The sequence below is a fragment of the Nocardia sp. NPDC049220 genome (assembly GCF_040647855.1).
GTDB lineage: Bacteria > Actinomycetota > Actinomycetes > Mycobacteriales > Mycobacteriaceae > Nocardia.
The window spans coordinates 121,109-139,635 of record NZ_JBEZDA010000004.1 but is presented as its reverse complement, the minus strand read 5'-3'; the positions used below and the strand labels follow the sequence as shown (position 1 = coordinate 139,635).

Below are 18,527 nucleotides of genomic sequence, written 5' to 3'. Positions count from 1 at the left end.
ACGACTCCTTCGGCACCGGAGTTCTGCACCTACCGTTGGTGATATGTACCAGTTACCGACCGGAGAAACCATCGAGAAGGCTGTCTTACTCGCGGGTCGGGCGCCGTCGTTGCACAACAGTCAGCCTTGGCACTGGAAATTCGACGGCCGATCGCTATGCCTGTTCGCTGTCCCCGAGCGCAGGCTCCCGGCGGCCGATACCTCCGGGAGGCAGATGCTGATCAGCTGCGGTATTGCCTTGAATCATCTGCACGCAGCGATGGCCGCAGCTGGCTGGCGGATCGTTGTTGCCCGCTTCCCCGACCCCAATTGCCGCGATCACCTGGCCGACGTCACCTTCCAACCAGCCCAGATCGTGACCGATGGCGACCGCGCTCGCGCCGACGCCATCCTGCAGCGGCACACCGACCGGCTGCCATTCGCCGCACCGGCCGACTGGTCCGACTTCGAATCCGTGCTACGGACTACCTTCGATCCGGACGACGCCGTCCTCGACGTCTTGCGGGACGAGTGCCGACCCGCGCTGGCGCGTGCCTCGGAGATGACCGCGGCGCTACGCCGCTACGACTCCGAATACCACGCCGAATTACGGTGGTGGACGGGACACATCGTCGCCGATACCGGTATCCCTGGGGAAGCTCTCATCTCCTCGGAGGAACGGCAGCGAGTGGCCGTAGGCCGCCAGTTCCCCACGACCACCGGGGCGCCCCGGCGCAGCGAAGTCACCGACGACCACTCGGTGATCCTGATCCTGTCCACCCACGGCGATACACCGGACGACCTGGTGCGCTGCGGAGAGGTGGTGTCCACGGTGCTGCTCGAAGCCACACTCGCGGGTTTCGCGACGTGTCCGCTGACCCACCTGACCGAAGTGCCACGCGGCCGTGCCGTCGTCCGTGAGCTGACCGGACAGTCCCGCCTGCTGCCACAGGTCCTGATCCGGGTCGGCATTGCGCCCGAAGGGGAGCGGAAAGCTCCGGCTACACCACGCCGACCACTCGCCGAAATCCTCGATATGCCCAAGACCGTCGGCCCGACGTAGCGACGGAGTCTTGGTGCGGCTCGGGACAGCAAACATGGCCACGAATCGCGAGATCCCGCAGCTACGGGCGTCGACGGCCGTGGTCGTCGGAGTCGACGGCTCCGAGGGCAGCGATCTGGCAGTCCGCTGGACTGCCGAAGTCGCCGCCCGACGTGGGCGCGCGTTACACATCGTGCACGGCCTCGATATCGCCATACTGCAATCGGTGCTCGGCTTCTACGATGTGATGGACACTGCGACAATTGAAATCGCCCATCGTCGTGGTAGGGAAATCGTCGACGACGCGGCGAGGTCGGCCCAAGAGGTCGTCCCGGAACTCGACGTCGCCACCGAAGTCTCCGATGCCTCCCCCGCTCGCGTATTGATCCAGCATTCGAAGACCGCGCAATTCGTCGTGATCGGCGCCACCGGCACCGCGGGGACCTTCGCCCACCTCGGTTCCACGTTATTGGCGGTTGCCACCCACGGGCACGGGTCGATCGTCGTGGTCCGTGATACCGGCACCGAACAACACATCCGCCACGACGGTCCGGTCGTGGTCGGTATCGATGGCAGTCCGGTCAGCGAGGTCGCCGTCGCCACAGCCTTTGCCGAGGCTGCCGACCGCGGGGTCGAACTGGTCGCGCTGCATGCGTGGCGCGACTGGAACTTCGGCGAATTCGCTGGCGCACCTGCCCCCGGTGTCGACGCCACCGAACTGGGGGCAGCCGAGTACGCCGTCCTCGCTGAGCGTCTAGCCGGCTGGCAGGAGAAGTATCCCGATGTCCATGTCGACCGCGCGGTGCGTCAGGCGGGGCCGACCGGGTTGCTGAGGGAATGGTCGAGGTCTGCACAACTGATCGTCGTCGGCAGTCGTGGCCGCGGCGGTTTCGCGGGGCTTCTTCTCGGCTCCACCAGCAATTTCCTCGTCCAGCATGCTCAATGCCCGGTGCTGGTCGCGCATCCCGCATAGAAACGGTCGACCACAAAACATTTCACCTTCTGACGGGTGGACCACTGGGTAGGTTTTCGCAATTCGAATAAAGATATTATCGCGATGGCAGAATGGGTCGCCATGAGAGACGAAACCGTTCGATCACTTGCACAATGTCTCCGGCTGTATGTCTTTATGAGGTGGCAAAAAAGCAGTTGTTTATCGATGAAGACGAGGCGGTCCGATCGGCCAACGCCGTCGAATACGGGCTCGCGTCCTCGGTCTGGACCAAGGACGTGTCGAGGGCGCTGCGCGTGTCGGCCGCGCTCGACCTCAGTTGCGTGTGGATCAACACCCACACCGCGCTGATCGTCGAGATGCCGCACGGTGGGTTCGAGTCGTCCGGGTACGGCAAAGATCTGTCTGGGGAGTGCACCTGCTTCAAGCACGTGATGGCGAAAATCGACCGACCGCCGCTCTGGTGGCGGACCGAGCCGATGGATACGATTGATCACGATGTCAGGTGCTCGGCGGATCGCCAACCGGTGATCACGCGATAATTCAATCGGTCGGTTCGAGAAGATACCGCTGGCAGGAGTCTGGAAAATCGGCGGTCGGACCTCGCGAGACTTATCCGATCCACGCGGTCGAATAAACAGCCGAGTAATGCCGTTGTCGATGGAGAAGCATTCGGCCCCGCGTACGATGAGGTGAATGCTGCCTTTGCTGCAACAGAATTTATGCCGGTGGCGTCTCGTTCTCGAGGGCGGGCGCACACCGATTTCAGCTATCGAGGGATGAGTTGTCCGACCGGACTCGTGTGCACGCCGACGAGACCGAAATATAAATCCGTTGTCGAAGCCGCTGATTCGAGCCCCAGGAGCTATTTACATTCGAGGGAGCATCCGATGACCGACTCCAGCCCCATCGATCTCAAGGCAAAGCATCGCGCAATGTGGGCACTGGGCGACTACCCCACCGTTGCCACCGAGGTGATCCCTGGGCTGGGCCGACGCCTCGTTGAGGCATGCCGCATCGGTCCCGGTCAGCGGGTGCTCGACATTGCGGCCGGATCCGGCAACGCGGCGATCCCGGCTGCCGAGGCCGGTGCCGACGTCGTGGCGAGCGACCTCACCCCGGAGCTGTTCGAGGCGGGCCGGCGTCTCGCCGCCGCACGGGATGTCACGCTGCGGTGGCAAGTAGCCGACGCCGAAGCATTGCCCTTCGCCGACGCGGAGTTCGACGCGGTCATCTCCTGTGTGGGTGTCATGTTCGCGCCGTTCCATCAGACCGCCGCGGACGAACTGGTGCGAGTCACCGAGCAGGGCGGGACGATCGGGCTCATCAACTGGACACCCACCGGGTTTATCGGTCAGATGTTCGCCACGATGAGACCGTTCGCTCCGCCACCCCCGCCCGGTGCGCAGCCGCCACCGCTGTGGGGTGACGAGGCACATGTCCGGTCGCTTCTCGGCGTTCGTGTCACCGATCTGGAGCTACGGCGCGAGAAAGCGGTCATCGATCGTTTTGCTGACGGTGTCGAATTCCGCGACTTCTTCAAAGCCAACTACGGGCCGACGGTCGCCGTATACAAGGCCATCGCCGCAGAGCCCGCTCGGGTCGCGGATTTGGATCGGGAACTCGCCGATCTCGCTGTCCGGCACGACGTCGGCAACGGGCGGATGGAGTGGGAGTACCTCTTGGTCACCGCTCGCCGACGTTGAGCAACCGCGTCTCGACGCGGTCGACCGTAGCGTCCGCGACCGAGGTCGCGGTTCGTCCATATCCCACCGTCGGCGGCTCGCTCGACGGTGGTAGTGTGGCCGCGTGCTCATCGAGGTCGACAGACTGTAGCCGCCTGTTCTAGGGCGGCGATTCAGGGTTGTCTGTTCATCGGATCCGATGAACAGAATTTTGCGCGTACATTTTCGCGTGAAATCACTGTCCGCCTGACGCCCGTCGCTCGAGACTTCGAATTCATCGCGCGGTATTCGCCCGCGGGCCTTCGTCCTTCGGAAACATCACAGTGATCGTTGCTGCCCGCCGCGCGTATGTAGCCCGCATTCACGGGCTTTCCCGCAAGCTTCCGCCACGGGCACAAGGAGATACATCCATGCCGACATCCACGTATTCGCCGATCGCGCTGCACGACCTGTCCTTCGAATGGCCCGACGGCGCCGTTGCGCTCTCGCAGCTCAACGGCGTATTCGGGACCGGTCGAACGGGACTGGTCGGCCGTAACGGCGCAGGCAAGTCGACGTTGCTGCAGTTGATCGCAGGAACCCTGAAACCCACCTCGGGGCGCGTCGATGTCGCGGGTGAGGTCGGTTACCTACCTCAGACATTGACCCTCGGGCGCCACACCACTCTCGCGGAGTTGCTCGGCATCGCCGGCACGCTCACGGCACTGCGCGCGATCGAAGCCGGCGACACCGACGAACGGCATTTCGAGGCGGTCGGTGACGACTGGGATATCGAAGCCCGCGCGGATGAGGCTCTGAATGAAATTGGTTTCACCGCAGCTGATCTCGATCGTCGCACCGGAGAAATCTCTGGCGGGCAGGCCGTGCTCGCCGCCATCACCGGGCTGCGGATCCGCCGTACCCCGATCACCCTGCTCGACGAGCCGACCAACAATCTGGACCGGGCCACGCGCGCACAACTGACCGCGTTCGTCGATACCTGGCCAGGCGTCCTCGTCGTCGTCAGCCACGACATCGAACTGCTCGAACACATGGACAGCACCGCCGCATTGCACTCGGCGGCACTGGAAGTGTTCGGCGGCCCCTATAGCGCCTGGAAGCAACAGCTCGACCAACAGCAGGCCGCGGCCGTGCAAGCGGCCCGCACCGCGGAACAAGCGCTCGCGACCGAGCGCCGGCAACGCATCGAGGCAGAAACCAAACTCGCGCGTCGTGCGCGCACAGCGAGAGCAACCCAACAGCACGGCGGCATCCCGCGCATTGTGGCCGGCAACCGCGCCAGCAAGGCTCAAGCCTCCGCGGGTGCGATGCGTACCGGCCTCGACGCGAAAGTCCGTACCGCCCAGCAGCTTCTCGCCGACGCCGAATCCCGCGTACGCCGCGAGGAACACATCCACCTCGACCTGCCCGATCCGGATGTGCCTCGCGGTCGGCGTATCGCGGAACTGCGGGACGGAGACCACGCACTCGTCATCCAGGGCCCTGAACGAGTGGCGCTCGTTGGGCCCAACGGCGCCGGGAAGTCGACACTCATCGAGAATTTGCTCGGCACCGGGACTTACACGCCGAGACACGTGCGGGGCACGCTGTTCACCGACCGCGTCGGATATCTGCCGCAACGCCTGGACGGACTCGCCGAGGATGTCGGCGCGGTCGACAACGTCCGCGCGGTCGCCACCAGCTCGACGCCCGCCACCATCCGCAACCAGCTGGCCCGGCTGCTGCTGCGCGGCGACAGCGTGGACCGGCCCGTGTCGACGCTCTCGGGTGGTGAACGCTTCCGCGTCTCCCTGGCCCGGCTGCTGCTCGCCGATCCGCCCGCCCAGCTGCTGATTTTCGACGAGCCCACCAATAACCTCGACATCGCCAGCGTCGAGCAACTCATCGAGGCACTCGCCGACTACCGGGGCGCGATCCTTGTCGTCAGCCACGACCACGCGTTCCTGGGGCGGATCGGAATCGACACCATCGTCGAACTCGGTGCGGACGGCCGCATGCGGCAGCGCGGCGCGCTCGACGATCTCGGCCACTGAGGATTCGGTCGGAGAGGGATCGCGCAGGGCGTCGACGGGGAACTACGTCACGGCCAGCGTCAGCTGACGGATGTGTTCCCCGTGCCCTCTGGTCGACAGTTGAGTCACACACCTTCCACCACCTTGTTCGAAAGGCGAAACCCTATGGTCGAGATCCGACGCGGCCGCACCCGGCGGGGCATTACCCAGGTGGTCACCGCCATCGCGGCCGGTATCGCCGCCGGTGGTCTCGCCGTCGCATGCACCGCGAGCGCCACTACGCACGCCGGTCCTACGCAGGATGCGCCGAGGCCGACGGTCGTGCTGGTGCATGACGCGTTCGCCAACGGAGCCAGCTGGAACGATGTACTCGAACTGGTGCGTGAAGATCGGAACCCCGTCACCGCGGTCGCCGATCCGCTGTGCGGACCTACCAGCGCCGCCGCCGACCGCGCCGCACTGATGACGGCCACTCAACGACCGATCGCGTAGGCAACGCTGAGGAGCAGGCCACCGTGGTCGCCGACGTCCTCAGACAAGCCGTTCGCGCCACCCCGACCCGAATGCTCAACCATCACAGGAGAAAACAATCGTGGACATGAAACTGGAAGTCGTCGTTCTGCCCGTCTCCGACGTCGACCGCGCCAAAGCGTTCTACACCGAACAGCTCTTATTCCGCCTCGACGTCGACTTCCTGGTGAACGACGGATATCGCGTCGTCCATGTCACCCCACCCGGCTCGGAATGCTCGATCGTCTTCGGCACCGGCGTCACCGACGCCGCACCCGGGACAATGGACGGCCCGCACCTGATCGTCACCGACATCGAGAAGGCCGTCGCCGAACTGGCGGGACGTGGCATCGAGGTCGAGGGACCGTTCCGCGACGCCACCGGCCGCTTCCACCACGCCGGAACCGCCGAACGCGTCGCGGGCCCACACCCGCAGCGTGCCAGCTACGGTTCCTTCGCCTCTTTCCAGGATCCGGATGGCAACAGGTGGTTCCTGCAGGAAGTCACCGAGCGGGCACCTGGACGCTGAACCCGGGAACGACAGCACACCCCATGTCCGACGAGGACTCTCAGACTTACGACGTAGTGGTCATCGGGGCCGGACCGGTCGGCGAGAACGTCGCCGACCGGACCAGCGCCGCCGGACTGCGCACCATCATCGTCGAATCCGAGCTGATCGGCGGCGAATGCTCGTACTGGGCCTGCGAACCAAGCAAAGCTTTGCTGCGCCCGGCACTGCTACACGCCGAAGCCACACGATTTCCCGGCGTCGCGAGTGCGGTCACCGGACCGCTCGATGCCCACGCAGTCCTGAAACACCGCGACCGGATGTCCGGCGATTGGAACGACAACGGGCAGGTCGAATGGCTCGAATCCGCAGGAATCGCGCTCATCCGCGGGTATGGCCGACTCGCCGGGACACGACAGGTGACGGTCGAGACCCCCGACGGCGAGACGGTGCGACTCACCGCACGGCACGCGGTAGCCGTGTGCACCGGCACGTCGGCCGCCCTTCCGCCGCTGCCTGGACTCGACAGCGTGCGCCCTTGGACCAGCCGCGAAGCCACCAGCGCCCAAAGAGTGCCACAACGGCTCGCCATCCTCGGCGCCGGTGTCGTCGCCGTCGAAATGGCGACTGCCTGGCAGGCGCTGGGGTCCCAGGTGACGCTCATCGCCCGCGAGTCCCGGCTCCTCACCCGCGTCGAGCCCTTCGCCGCGGAACTGGTCGAGATACAACTACGGAAAGCCGGCGTCGATCTGCGCTTCGATACCACCATCACCTCGGCCGACCGCGCGGGCGGGCCGGACGACGGCATCCATCTCACGCTCGGCGACGGCGGCCGGATCGTCGCTGACGAACTGCTGCTCGCGACCGGACGTGCGCCCCGCACCGACGACATCGGGCTCGAAACCGTCGGCTTGGCACCCGGGGCGTGGCTGACCGCCGATGACACGTTCATCGTCACCGCGGTCGAAGGCGACTGGCTGTACGCCGTGGGCGACGTCAACCGCCGGGCACTGCTCACTCATCAGGGCAAATACCAGGCACGGATCGCCGGCGCCGTCATTGCCAACCGGGCACGCGGGCTGGACCTCGACACCGAGCCGTGGGGACGGCACGCGGGCACCGCCGACCTCGTCGCGGTACCGCAGGTCATCTTCACCGATCCGGAGATCGCCGCCGTCGGCCTCACCACCGACGATGCCGCCCGCGCCGGGCGCGCCGTCGACGTCGTCGACTACGACATCGGATCGGTCGCCGGCGCGATCCAGCACGACCCGTCGTATCGAGGCCGCGCACGCCTGCTCATCGACCCCGAGCGGCGCGTCGTCGTCGGGGCCACCTTCGCCGGCCCCGGAGTCGCCGAGCTCCTGCATTCGGCCACTATCGCCATCACCGCCGAGATCCCCCTCGAACGGCTCTGGCACGCCGTGCCCTCCTTCCCCACCATCAGCGAAATCTGGCTGCGGCTGCTCGAAACCTATCGCGACGACCAGCACCCGCGCACTCGATGACGAGTCGGTGAGCCACCACATGCGTGACGACCTTCTGGTTGGGTCGGTTCCGGGCGCGAGGTAGACGTCGTCTCGGAACGGGACTGATTGGGCTCTATCTCGGGCGGAGGGCGGCGACCAGACTCGGCAGGTCCTGGTGCGCGGGAAGCCCATGTCCCGGGACGAGGATCCCCGCCTGTTCGATGGCGAGCGAACGTGCACTGGCGAGTGTGCTGGATTCGTTGTGGTTGAACACTTTCGGGAGCAATTGTGGCCCGGTCTCACGCAGCAGCGGGTGCCCGGTGACCAGCGCGTCGCCGGAGAACAGCACCCCTTCCGACGGCATGAAGTACGCGGTGTGACCATCGGTGTGGCCCGGTGTCGGTAACGCCACGAAACCACCGGGCAGCGCGGCGAGCGCAGACCCCTCTCCCACTGTGGCCGAGGGGACGCTGGTGCCGATATGTCCGACGACCGCGCGCAGTGTTTGTGTCACCCACCGGGCGCCGTGGTAGGTGACAAGCTGCCGAATCATCTGCACCGGGGTGATCTGCTGAAGATACTCGCGTTTGGCGTGACGAACCTCTTCCGCGCCGGTGTAGACAGGCATGCCGACCTGTTCGACGAGGGTCGGAATCGCGCCGACGTGGTCGAGGTGCGCGTGGGTCAGCAACACTGCGGCGATATCGGAGACCGCGTGACCGATCTGCCGCACGGACGCCAGCACCGCAGCGGTGTCCCTCGGATAGCCGGCATCGATCACCGTGACACCGGAGCCGTCGCTGACCAGCGCCCAGTTGACATTCGTGCCGGCCACCACATACACGGAGTCGGAAACCTGATTGATGTTCACTTGCGTGTCCTTCCTCGATGACGAGTAGTTCCGCCGACTTCGCGGCTGCCCAGGGCCTGGTCATCCAGCCACCGCGGGTGATATCGAGCGACCCACGCGCGCTCGACGTAGCCCGTGCGCATGCCGCGCCGCGTTTCCGGGTCCTGAAATGCCTTGCCCACATGCCCGGCCAGGACAATCGAGATCGCCCAGGCCAGTGCGTCGTGGACGAAGATCGCGCTGGTGCGGGAAAGGAACGGGAGCAGGCCCGTGGTCCACATCAGTAAGCCGGTGCACATCATCACCAGCACCGCTCCGGCGAACCAGCTCGCATACAGCTTCTGTCCCGCATTGAACTTCCCGGCCGGACGTGAACGTGCGCCGATGGCGCGCAGCCAAAGCCAATCATAGGCCGCAAAGCGGCTCAACCTGCGCAAGTCGGCGCGGAAGGCAGGTGAGAGCAATCCGAGCAAGAGCGGTGCGGGCAGCAGGATTCCCGACCACACGTGCACGGTGATCATCAGGTGACGGCGGCCGACCAGCTGGGCCAGCGGCGCCAGATAGAGGCATGCGGCGGTTGTCAGACACAGCAGCATCAGTATCCCGGTCACCCGGTGCGTCATGCGTTCGGCGCGAGTGAACCGCTGCACCCTGCCATGTCGGTCAGGTCGGTCCATCGGTCCGGTCCGCATCATCGAGCCAACCGTCGACTGCATAGCCGCGCTTCTCCCAGAAGCCGGGAATGACCCTGTCGGTGATCGATACACCGGACAGCCACTTGGCCGACTTGTAGAAGTACATGGGGGCCACATACAACCGAACGGGCCCACCGTGCTCATGGGTGATCGGCTCGTCCTGCATGCGCAGAGCCACGAGCACATCCGAACGCCGCGCCTGGCCGAGCGTGAGACTCTCACTGTAGGCGCCATCGAAACATGTGAAGCGTAGAGCCTTTGCGCCGTTCACGACACCGGCCTCGGCGAGCAGGTCGGTCAATCTCACGCCTTCGAACGGTGTCTTGTTCACCCGCCACCCGTCGGTGCACAGCACGTCGTGAACGATCCTCGTTTGCGGCATGGCGCGCAGATCGGCAAGCGTGTACGTCTTCGGGCGATCGACGAGTCCGTCGATGGTGAGTTCGTAGTCGGTCTCGTTCTTGCGCGGGACAGAGCCGACAACGCTGTAGTACCGGAACCCGCTCGGGTTGGGTAGCAGACCGGTGAGCCCGGTTGGGTCGTTCTGGGATGCCGTGGCGAGCGCTCCTTCCCAGCCGCGTTCCAGAGAGGGCGCGGCAGCGAAGCCTGCTGCCCCGATGCCGAGCATGCCGAGCATGGTGCGCCGCCCGATCGGGGTGCCCTCTGGTCTTTTCTCCCTGTTCATCACGTCACTTGCGTCCGATGCGGTGGTCGTCAGAAGTGGTCGACGTCGATGATCGCTCGGGTGAACGAGCGCGGGGCTTCCTGCGGGACGTTGTGCCCGATGCCGTTGAGGATCCGGTGCTCGTATGCGCCGGTGAATTTGCTGCGGTAGGATTTTCCGTCCTGGGCCGCGCCGTCGAAGTCGCTGCTGATGGTGATGGCGGGCACGGAGATGGCCGGTCCGGCGGCGAGTTGCTGTTCGTAGCCGTCGTATTGCGGCTCGCCCGGCGCCAGGCTCAGCCGCCAGCGGTAATTGGAGATGACGATGTCGACATGGTCGGGATTGTCGAAGGCGGCGGCGCTGCGGTCGTAGGTGGCGTCGTCGAAGTCCCACTGTGGGGAGGCACGCCGCCAGATCAGTTTGTTGAAGTCGTGGCGGTTGCGGGTGTAGCCGAGACGGCCGCGTTCGGTGGCGAAGTAGTACTGGTACCACCAGCCGAGTTCGGCCTCCGGCGGTAGCGGTTGCTGTTGCGCCGCTTGCTGGGTGACGAGGTATCCGCTCACCGAGACAATCGCTGTGCAGCGTTGTGGCCACAGTGCGGCGATGATGTCGACCGTCCGCGCACCCCAGTCGAATCCGCCGAGGATGGCCTTGTCGATGTGCAGTGCATCCATGAAGTCGATGATGTCGCGCGCGATCGCCGTTTGCTGGCCGTTGCGGACGGTCTTCGCGGACAGGAAGGTGGTCGGGCCGTAGCCGCGCAGGAACGGCACGATCACCCGGTAGCCGGCGGCGGCCAGCAGCGGTCCGACGTCGGCGTAGCTGTAGGCGTCGTAGGGCCAACCGTGCAGCAGGACGACGGGTTGGCCAGTGCTGGGACCGAATTCGGCGTATCCGACATCGAGTACACCGGCGTCGATGTGCTTGATGGGGCCGAGCGTGGTGTTGGCACCCGCCCCTGCCCGCAGGTCCGAAGCCGGCGTCGTCGTGGCGGGTGCGGTGGTGGAGTCCGTGGAGCAGGCACCCAGCGCCGCCACGGCCACACCCGCGGCGCTCGTTGCGACTGCGCCCCCGAATAGTCGTCTACTGATATTCATGTGTCCTCCTGCAAAATCTCGTCCATGCGAGGCGAGGGACAGGGCGAGTCCGAGCACCTGGTCAGGACGCCGTCGCCCCTGCACACTGACGCTAGGCGCCGCGCAGCGGCGGCCGCGACCGTCGGATGACGTAATCGTCGTCGGTCGGATGTACGTCACGTAGTGTCGATCACGAGCCACGATGACCGCGGATCTCAGGACGCCTGCCGTCTCTAACACCCGCGCGACCTCGGGTTCACGCCGGCGGGTTGTCCGCGGTCGGTAGTAGCGCCGCGAGATCGGTGCGCGAACTGACGCCGAGTTTGGGGAAGATGCGGTGCAGGTGGGTGCTGACGGTCCGGTGCGACAGGTACAGCCGCTGTCCGATTTCGCGGTTGGTCAGGCCCTGCGCCGCAAGACGCGCAATGCCCAACTCGTGCGGGGTGAGCCGCTCGCTCGCGTCCGGGCTGGGGTTCGGGCTCGATTCGCCGGCGCTGCGCAGTTCCAGGCGCGCCCGTTCGCTCCAGGCGGCGAAACCGAGTGCGTCGAAAGTCTCTCTGGCCGTACGCAAATGGGTCCGCGATTCGACGACCCGACGCTGCCGCCGCAGCCATTCGCCATAGGCGAGGTGCAGGCGACCGCGTTCGGCCGGCCACCCGGTCAGGTCTGCCTCCAGCGCGCTGAGGAATTGCGCGTCGGCCGCTTCCGTGGCGAGTACAGCCTGTGCGTAGCGCAATCCGATATGCAGGGCGGGTGAGGAGGTGGATTCTGCCGCCGGTGTCAGTCCGCGCAGCAGATCTCGCAGGGCATCTGTCTGTCCGGCCCGGACCGCGGCCTCGGCGAGTTCGGCGAGAAAATACGCTCGTAGCGCCGGTGCATAGGACGGGTCACGGGGGTCGTGGATCCGGCTCAGATCGGCGAAGGCGTCCTCGAAACGGCCCTCGCCGAAGGCAGTGAGTCCGCGCGTGAGCTGGACGGTGGCCAGCACGGGTCGCGCGCCGGAGGCGAGCCCGATCCGTTCGGCTTCCGCCGTGAGGCCCGCGGCTCGCGGGTAATCCCCATGTAGCGCCGCGATCTCGGCCTGCACCGCCTTGGTCAGCCCGTGCATGAACGGCTGGCCGGTTTCGCGTGCGAAAGCCGCGGCCTCGGCCGCGACCGGCGCCGCGGCGGCGAGATCACCGAGCCGGGTCAGGCTCCAGGCCTGAACCGCGAGTGCGCGGGGCAGCAGCCCGAGCCGCCCGGCCGCGCGTAGCCCGGGTGCGGCGGCGGTGGAGAAGTGGACGGCGAGGTCGAAGGCGCCTACCTGGAGTGCCGCACTGCCCAGGAAGCGGTCGGCCTCGGGATCGCGCCCGCTGGTTGAGGCCAGTGCCCGGAGGTGGCCGAGGACGTGGTCACCGCGTTCGAACGGCGCCACATACGCGGCGACCGCCACCAGACGGGGGTCATCGTCGGGAATGGGCAGTGCGTCGGCGACAGCGAGCAGCGCGCGGCGGGTGTCGGCTCCGGGCTCGATCCAGAAACACCGCATGGCCGCACCCCACAGTATCCGCATCGCCGCATCGGTATACTCGTCAGAGGCAACGGATGCCGCCAGCGCGGCCAATTCGCCTATGCGCGACGGATCCTCGCGCACTCCGTCCTCGAATCCACTGAGCAGCCAGGCTGCGGTGGCATCGTGCCGGGGCGTCAACGGAAGCGTGCGCGCGGTCTCGATCAGTCGTTCGGCGGTGTCGCGGCGGCCGGAATCGACGGCCAGTTCGGCCGCCCGTAGCAGGCGGTCGGTTCGGCGGCCCTGGTCCGCACTGAGGGCGGCGGCTTGTTCCAGCGCCGCGATCGCGCCCGCGGGGTGTCGTGCCCGTTCGGCGGTGCCTTCCAGCTCGATGGCCACCTGCTCGTCGGGACCGAGGGCGGCGGCCGCGCGGTGCCATACGCGCCGATCCGGGCGCTCGCCAAGGGCGTCGGCGAGTGCGAGGTGGGCGCGCCGACGTTCGTCAGCCGTTGCCGTTGCGGTGGTCGCCGAACGCATCAGCGGATGCCGGAAGGTCACGGTGCCGAAACCGAGTGTGATCAACCGGGCCTCGACTGCGGGTGTGAGGAAATCGGGCCCGACCGTGCTTCCGAGGAGAATGCCCGTGGCGGTGAGTGTTTCGGCGATCGAGTCGCTGTCGTTGAGCGCGGCGATCAGTAGCGCGGAGCGGATCTGTGAGGGAAGCGCGGCGCCCCGGGCAGTGAAGGTGCGTTCGAGCCGTTCGGTGAGCGGTAGCGTACCGGTGAGTTCGTCGAAGTCATCACCTACCGCAGTTGGTAACTCGGTCAGCGCCAGCGGATTGCCCTGGGCTTCGGCAAGCAGGCGGTGACGGATCGGCGCGGGAAGCTGCGGTGCCGCGAGGTCCAGCAGTGCTGCGGCGTGGTCGTCGGACAACCGTTCGAGGCGCATGAGGCTCAACCCAGTGTCGGCGAACGGTGCGGTGATGCCGTCGCGGAGGGTGGCGATCAGAGTGATGGGCTCGGTATCGATGCGGCGGGCGAGGAAGGCGAGGACTTCGATGCTGGCCTGATCTAGCCAGTGCACGTCTTCGACGACGATGAGCAGCGGCTGGTCGCCCGCTGTGTCGGACAGCAGCGTCAACGCGGCGAGCCCGACCAGGTAGGCGCTCGGATCGTCGCTGGTGTCCGCGAGCCCCAACGCGGCAGCCAGCGCGTCGTACTGGCGTGCCGGCAAACCATCGAGCCCCTGCCGCAGCGGGTACAGCAGGCGCTGCAGCCCGGCGTACGCATAGTTTTGTTCGGCTTCGACACCGGCGGTCCGCACTACCCGTAGCCCTGCGATTGCCGCGGCAGCGACCGCTTCGTCCACAAGCGCCGACTTTCCGATGCCGGGTTGCCCCTGGATCAGAATTCCGCTGCGGTCCCGAGGGCCATCGACGAGTGCGCCCAGATCCTTCAGCTCGGCATTTCGCCCGAACAACAGCATGGTGCGGACTCCTCCTTCGGGCTTCTGGCGAATATCAGGCCCTGACGCGACCCTACCCAAACCGGTGCGACCCGCAGTCGAGGCGACTGATGTGCCGGTCTGTTTTCGGTAACGCATGCGACGTGTTGCTCGGATCATCGGTGCGTGGCCACTCGGCAATGTCCTATCCTGATCATCAGCAGAAGTTCCTCGGCGAGGAATTGTGTGCGCGGCGGTGGGGCCCGCCGTACCCGAACCGCGGCAGATGACGCCGCCGACGGTCCCTACTTGTGGTGACACACGCCCGCTGTGGGTGCTGCACGAGTAGGAGCCGTCTATGCCGATACCGCGACCTGACAGCGGGCAAATCGATATCGATCCGGATCTGTTGGATGTCACGCCACGTCGTGGTCGACTCGCCGAACAGGCGCCGATCGTGGCTGTGATCGCGATCGGCGGGGCTTTGGGTGCGTGCGCCCGTTACGGGGCCGGGCTGCTGTGGCCCACCGCCGCCGGGACGTTCCCCGTGACCACGCTCAGCGTCAACATCTCCGGCTGCGCGATCATGGGCGTGTTCATGGTCTTGGTCACCGAGATCTGGACCGCGCACCGGCTGCTGCGGCCCTTCGTCGGCACCGGGATCCTCGGCGGCTACACCACCTTCTCCACCTACGCCGTCGACATCACCCACCTCGTCGACTCCGGCCACGCCGCCGCCGGCCTGACACTGCTGGCCACCACACCGGCCGCGGCGCTGGCCGCGATCTGGAGCACCGCTTCGCTCACCCACCGCATCGTTACCAGGAGGACAGGATGACCAGGCTCAACGGGGCCGCGTTGCGGCTGACCGTGTTCATCGGCGAAAGCGACACGTGGCACCACAAACCACTGTTCACCGAGATTGTGCACCGCGCCCACCGGGCCGGCTTGGCCGGCGCCAGCGTTTTCCGTGGCATCGAAGGCTACGGCGCTTCTTCCCACATCCACACCACGCGACTGCTGTCTCTCAGTGAGGATCTCCCGGTCGCGATCGTGATCGTCGACGACGCCGACCGCATCCGCGCCTTCCTCCCCCACTTGGACGAACTCGTCAGCGAGGGACTGGCGATCCTCGACGAGGTCGATGTCATCAGATATGTCGGCCGCCCGGCTGGAGCAGCGAAATGAACTGGCTTCTGGTCATCCTCGGTTCCGCGATCGGCGCACCGCTGAGATATCTGGCCGATCGGTTCATCCAAGCCCGGCACGACACCCTGTACCCCTGGGGCACCTTCGCCGTCAACGCCAGCGGCTCGCTCGTGCTCGGTGCCCTGACCGGTGCCGCCACCGCCGGCGCCGCCAACTCCTACCTTCAGTTGCTGATCGGCACGGGATTCTGTGGCGCGCTGACGACCTACTCGACGTTTTCCTACGAAACCCTGCGGCTGGCCCAAACCGGCGCCCGCTTCTACGCCGCGGCCAACGTGATCGCCAGTGTCATCACCGGACTGGGTGCAGCGTTCGCCGGTGCTGCACTCGCGCAAGCGATCTGGGCTTGACGGCAACCGGTCATTCACGACACGTTCGGCCTCGTCAACCGGCTGAAACCGGCCAGAATCATCATAGCCCTGCGCCTCTTACACTTACCGGCCCCTGACACCACGCCTCCGACCACTCGACACCTTCTACCAGGAGTGTTGCGGCGAGCTCATGAACCCAAGCAGAACAGGGGGGTCGACAGTGAGCCGGAACCGATCGCACTCGATCCCAATTCGAGTGAAGTGTGAAATCCTCATTGTCACTGATGTCAGTCGAACGGCGAGAATGCCGTTCAAAGGAGTCCGCATGGTTACCAGGGCAGGGCGTTTAGCGATCGTAGTGGCGGCCATGTCAGTTCTGGCACCGTGGATGGTAGGCATCGGTGGCGCGGCACCATCGGACGTTACTGTCTCCGCATCGGTTTCCGGCGATACTGTTCGGGTGGTTGTGAGCAACTCCACCTCGGACATCATCGGCTGCGTCACGAACGGCTACCGCGACCCGGCACTTCCCCTCTCGAACTCTGTCGACACCACTGGCACCGCGTTCACGAACTTTCATAATCCACCCGATGTCCTCATCGCCGCAGGCGCCAACCGAGCCTTCACCTACCCCGACTTGCCCGAAGGGGACTACCACATATATTGGGAGTGCACCAATCGTTGGGAATCGCCGGACTATCCACCAGTGCCTGGTCTCTGGGGAACAGAGCCCTACCGTGGGCGAACTACCTACGATCCCCCCACCGCAGATCCGATCGCCGTCCGTGTTTCCAACGATCGTTGCCTTGGATCCGTTTGCCTGCCAGTAGCCTTCAGTGTCCACAAACGGGTTGTATCAAGGCCGAGTTCTTGATGCACTTCGGTCGATACTGTTGAACTCCAACCGATCTGGTCTCGTGCACCCGAATCCAGCATGCTCACCATGCGTGACGGACTCCACCGTGCTGCTATCTTGCCTGAATTCAACTGAGCTACGGAGGCGCGATGGCCCTCAGCCGCAAATCGGACGTGAATCCCCCAGCTGAGGACGGGGTGGCGCCGGAGACTTCCGCGCGCGAGGGGCAGAAGAATGCTGCGGTTGCCGAATCGGGGCAGCCGGCCCAGACCCTCCACAAGGGCGGGTTCCGGCAACGGCATCTGACGATGATCGCCCTCGGCGGAATCATCGGCGCCAGTCTGTTCGTCGGCAGTGGATCAGTCATTCACACCGCCGGTCCGGCGGCTGTGTTGTCCTATGCTCTTGGCGGGGTGCTCGTCATCTTCGTCATGCGCATGCTCGGTGAGATGGCCACCGCCAAACCCACTCTGGGTTCGTTCATGGAGTATGCGCGAGAGGCCATCGGGGAACGCGCCGGCTTCGTCGTCGGGTGGTTGTACTGGTATTTCTGGGTCGGCGTGGTTGCCTTCGAAGCCGTCGTCGGTGGCAAACTCCTCGGCGGATGGTTCCACGCACCGGACTGGGTGTTCGCGCTGGTGCTCATGTTCATCCTGACGGCCACCAACTTGCTGTCGGCGCGCTCGTTCGGAGAGACCGAATTCTGGCTCGCCTCGATCAAGGTTGCCACCATTATCGTGTTCCTCTCCGTCGGTGTTCTTGTCGTCCTGGGACTCTGGCCCGGCTCGCAGCTGTCGGTCGCCGACATCGGTCGATACGGCTTCGTCGTGAACGGTGGATTCTCGATCCTGCAGGGCGTCGTGGTGGTGATCTTCTCCTACTTCGGCGCCGAGATCGTCACGATGGCGGCCGCCGAATCGGAGCACCCGGCCAAAGCGGTGGCCAAAGCCACCAACACCGTGCTGTGGCGGATCCTCATCTTCTATGTCGGATCCGTGGCCCTGTTGCTGATGATCACTCCCTGGACCGAGATTCCCAGCAACTCGAGTCCGTTCGCGGCGGCCTTCGACAAGTTCGGCCTGCCCGCGGCCGAGCAGATCATGAATATCGTGGTACTCACCGCGGCACTGTCGGTCCTCAACTCCGGCCTCTACACCGCCTCCCGGATGTTGTTCGCCCTCGCCAATCGCGGATGGGCGCCGAGCTGGACCAGGGACTGCAACTCGCGCGGGGTTCCCTGGAAAGCGATCCTGCTCAGCACGATCGTGGGCTATGTGGCGGTCGCCATGAACTACGTCTCACCAGATCGGGTGTTCTCGTTCATCATGAACTCCGCCGGGGCGGTGGCCCTGTTCGTCTATGTCATCATCGCCGTTTCCCAACTGAGCCTGCGCTCGCGCATGACCGACGACGAGAAAACCGTACTGGGCCTGAAGATGTGGCTGCATCCATGGCTCGGCATCGTCACCGTCCTCGGTATCGTCGTCATCATCTTCTCGATGAGCCTGATGGAGACCACCAGGCCGCAGCTGTGGCTGAGCCTCGTCAGCCTCGGGGTGCTCTTGGTGGCCTATTCGGTCACGCAGTGGGTGCGCCGCCGCGCACGAACCTGACCGTTGCGCTCCAGTAACGGTTTATTAGAGGACCCGCACCCAGCTACGGCTGGCCGAGTTGCTCGAGTCGGGCCGGTTCGCACGCCGAATCGCTGTCGCCACGGACCTGGTCGGTCCGGATCTGTCGCAGCGGGGTCGGCTTTCGCCTCCCCCGCTACGTAATC

The 18,527-nt window shown here is 65.7% G+C and carries 16 protein-coding genes and 1 pseudogene; 12 read left to right on the top strand and 5 right to left on the bottom strand.

Features of this window, described 5'->3' with window-relative positions; genetic code table 11:
- The first annotated feature begins 43 nt into the window (after positions 1-43).
- The 8 genes and pseudogenes from AB0C34_RS14520 to AB0C34_RS14485 all read left to right on the top strand — a co-directional run bounded on the left by AB0C34_RS14520 (position 44) and on the right by AB0C34_RS14485 (position 8,196).
- Positions 44-1,042 (top strand): NAD(P)H nitroreductase, encoded by a 999-nt coding sequence (locus AB0C34_RS14520; protein WP_357071696.1) that lies wholly within the window; start codon positions 44-46, stop codon positions 1,040-1,042.
- Between the two features lie 34 nt (positions 1,043-1,076).
- Positions 1,077-1,994, top strand: a complete 918-nt coding sequence (locus tag AB0C34_RS14515) for a universal stress protein (protein ID WP_357071693.1) — start codon at positions 1,077-1,079, stop codon at positions 1,992-1,994.
- Between the two features lie 173 nt (positions 1,995-2,167).
- Positions 2,168-2,380: pseudogene (locus AB0C34_RS14510) on the top strand (aldehyde dehydrogenase family protein); the annotation flags it as partial.
- Between the two features lie 483 nt (positions 2,381-2,863).
- Positions 2,864-3,679 (top strand): class I SAM-dependent methyltransferase, encoded by an 816-nt coding sequence (locus AB0C34_RS14505; protein ID WP_357071690.1) that lies wholly within the window; start codon positions 2,864-2,866, stop codon positions 3,677-3,679.
- A gap of 389 nt (positions 3,680-4,068) precedes the next feature.
- The gene (locus AB0C34_RS14500; protein WP_357071687.1) at positions 4,069-5,691 is read left to right on the top strand and encodes an ATP-binding cassette domain-containing protein; all 1,623 of its coding nucleotides are present in this window, start codon (positions 4,069-4,071) and stop codon (positions 5,689-5,691) included.
- A 144-nt stretch (positions 5,692-5,835) separates the two neighbouring features.
- Complete coding sequence (locus AB0C34_RS14495; protein WP_357071684.1) at positions 5,836-6,162, top strand: hypothetical protein; 327 nt, start codon at positions 5,836-5,838, stop codon at positions 6,160-6,162.
- A gap of 106 nt (positions 6,163-6,268) precedes the next feature.
- Positions 6,269-6,709, top strand: coding sequence for a VOC family protein (locus AB0C34_RS14490; protein ID WP_357071681.1), 441 nt, complete (start codon positions 6,269-6,271; stop codon positions 6,707-6,709).
- 23 nt (positions 6,710-6,732) lie between these two features.
- Complete coding sequence (locus tag AB0C34_RS14485; RefSeq protein WP_357071678.1) at positions 6,733-8,196, top strand: NAD(P)/FAD-dependent oxidoreductase; 1,464 nt, start codon at positions 6,733-6,735, stop codon at positions 8,194-8,196.
- 94 nt (positions 8,197-8,290) lie between these two features.
- Here AB0C34_RS14485 and AB0C34_RS14480 read toward each other — a convergent pair whose 3' ends face one another.
- The 5 genes from AB0C34_RS14480 to AB0C34_RS14460 all read right to left on the bottom strand — a co-directional run bounded on the left by AB0C34_RS14480 (position 8,291) and on the right by AB0C34_RS14460 (position 14,416).
- Complete coding sequence (locus tag AB0C34_RS14480) at positions 8,291-9,028, bottom strand: MBL fold metallo-hydrolase (RefSeq protein ID WP_357071675.1); 738 nt, start codon at positions 9,026-9,028, stop codon at positions 8,291-8,293.
- Positions 9,025-9,684, bottom strand: a complete 660-nt coding sequence (locus tag AB0C34_RS14475; RefSeq protein WP_357071672.1) for a cytochrome b/b6 domain-containing protein — start codon at positions 9,682-9,684, stop codon at positions 9,025-9,027. Before AB0C34_RS14475 ends, AB0C34_RS14480 begins: the two co-directional genes overlap by 4 nt.
- On the bottom strand, positions 9,671-10,387 hold the full coding sequence (locus AB0C34_RS14470) for a molybdopterin-dependent oxidoreductase (RefSeq protein WP_357071669.1): 717 nt from the start codon (positions 10,385-10,387) through the stop codon (positions 9,671-9,673). The genes AB0C34_RS14475 and AB0C34_RS14470 overlap by 14 nt, the downstream gene beginning before the upstream one ends.
- A 29-nt stretch (positions 10,388-10,416) precedes the next feature.
- Complete coding sequence (locus tag AB0C34_RS14465) at positions 10,417-11,463, bottom strand: alpha/beta hydrolase (protein WP_357071666.1); 1,047 nt, start codon at positions 11,461-11,463, stop codon at positions 10,417-10,419.
- Between the two features lie 235 nt (positions 11,464-11,698).
- Positions 11,699-14,416 carry an AAA family ATPase gene (locus AB0C34_RS14460; protein ID WP_357071663.1) on the bottom strand — a complete coding sequence of 906 codons (2,718 nt, stop codon included), beginning with the start codon at positions 14,414-14,416 and terminating at the stop codon, positions 11,699-11,701.
- Between the two features lie 316 nt (positions 14,417-14,732).
- Here AB0C34_RS14460 and AB0C34_RS14455 point away from each other — a divergent pair, with 316 nt between their 5' ends.
- From AB0C34_RS14455 to AB0C34_RS14440, 4 genes are all read left to right on the top strand, one after another.
- The gene (locus AB0C34_RS14455; RefSeq protein WP_357071660.1) at positions 14,733-15,212 is read left to right on the top strand and encodes a CrcB family protein; all 480 of its coding nucleotides are present in this window, start codon (positions 14,733-14,735) and stop codon (positions 15,210-15,212) included.
- The gene (locus AB0C34_RS14450; protein WP_357071657.1) at positions 15,209-15,562 is read left to right on the top strand and encodes a DUF190 domain-containing protein; all 354 of its coding nucleotides are present in this window, start codon (positions 15,209-15,211) and stop codon (positions 15,560-15,562) included. The genes AB0C34_RS14455 and AB0C34_RS14450 overlap by 4 nt, the downstream gene beginning before the upstream one ends.
- The gene (crcB, locus tag AB0C34_RS14445) at positions 15,559-15,933 is read left to right on the top strand and encodes a fluoride efflux transporter CrcB (RefSeq protein WP_357071654.1); all 375 of its coding nucleotides are present in this window, start codon (positions 15,559-15,561) and stop codon (positions 15,931-15,933) included. Before AB0C34_RS14450 ends, crcB begins: the two co-directional genes overlap by 4 nt.
- A gap of 966 nt (positions 15,934-16,899) precedes the next feature.
- The gene (locus tag AB0C34_RS14440; RefSeq protein ID WP_357071651.1) at positions 16,900-18,363 is read left to right on the top strand and encodes an amino acid permease; all 1,464 of its coding nucleotides are present in this window, start codon (positions 16,900-16,902) and stop codon (positions 18,361-18,363) included.
- The last annotated feature ends 164 nt before the right edge of the window (positions 18,364-18,527 follow it).

Excerpts from the sequence above, each read along its gene's own strand:
- AB0C34_RS14450 (WP_357071657.1), top strand. The coding sequence starts at position 15,209 with ATGACCAGGCTCAACGGGGCCGCGTTGCGGCTGACCGTGTTCATCGGC.
- AB0C34_RS14440 (WP_357071651.1), top strand. The coding sequence starts at position 16,900 with ATGGCCCTCAGCCGCAAATCGGACGTGAATCCCCCAGCTGAGGACGGG.
- AB0C34_RS14485 (WP_357071678.1), top strand. The coding sequence starts at position 6,733 with ATGTCCGACGAGGACTCTCAGACTTACGACGTAGTGGTCATCGGGGCC.
- AB0C34_RS14460 (WP_357071663.1), bottom strand. The coding sequence starts at position 14,416 with ATGCTGTTGTTCGGGCGAAATGCCGAGCTGAAGGATCTGGGCGCACTC.
- AB0C34_RS14490 (WP_357071681.1), top strand. The coding sequence starts at position 6,269 with ATGAAACTGGAAGTCGTCGTTCTGCCCGTCTCCGACGTCGACCGCGCC.
- AB0C34_RS14475 (WP_357071672.1), bottom strand. The coding sequence starts at position 9,684 with ATGGACCGACCTGACCGACATGGCAGGGTGCAGCGGTTCACTCGCGCC.
- crcB (WP_357071654.1), top strand. The coding sequence starts at position 15,559 with ATGAACTGGCTTCTGGTCATCCTCGGTTCCGCGATCGGCGCACCGCTG.
- AB0C34_RS14495 (WP_357071684.1), top strand. The coding sequence starts at position 5,836 with ATGGTCGAGATCCGACGCGGCCGCACCCGGCGGGGCATTACCCAGGTG.
- AB0C34_RS14470 (WP_357071669.1), bottom strand. The coding sequence starts at position 10,387 with ATGAACAGGGAGAAAAGACCAGAGGGCACCCCGATCGGGCGGCGCACC.
- AB0C34_RS14500 (WP_357071687.1), top strand. The coding sequence starts at position 4,069 with ATGCCGACATCCACGTATTCGCCGATCGCGCTGCACGACCTGTCCTTC.
- AB0C34_RS14465 (WP_357071666.1), bottom strand. The coding sequence starts at position 11,463 with ATGAATATCAGTAGACGACTATTCGGGGGCGCAGTCGCAACGAGCGCC.
- AB0C34_RS14520 (WP_357071696.1), top strand. The coding sequence starts at position 44 with ATGTACCAGTTACCGACCGGAGAAACCATCGAGAAGGCTGTCTTACTC.
- AB0C34_RS14455 (WP_357071660.1), top strand. The coding sequence starts at position 14,733 with ATGCCGATACCGCGACCTGACAGCGGGCAAATCGATATCGATCCGGAT.
- AB0C34_RS14505 (WP_357071690.1), top strand. The coding sequence starts at position 2,864 with ATGACCGACTCCAGCCCCATCGATCTCAAGGCAAAGCATCGCGCAATG.
- AB0C34_RS14515 (WP_357071693.1), top strand. The coding sequence starts at position 1,077 with ATGGCCACGAATCGCGAGATCCCGCAGCTACGGGCGTCGACGGCCGTG.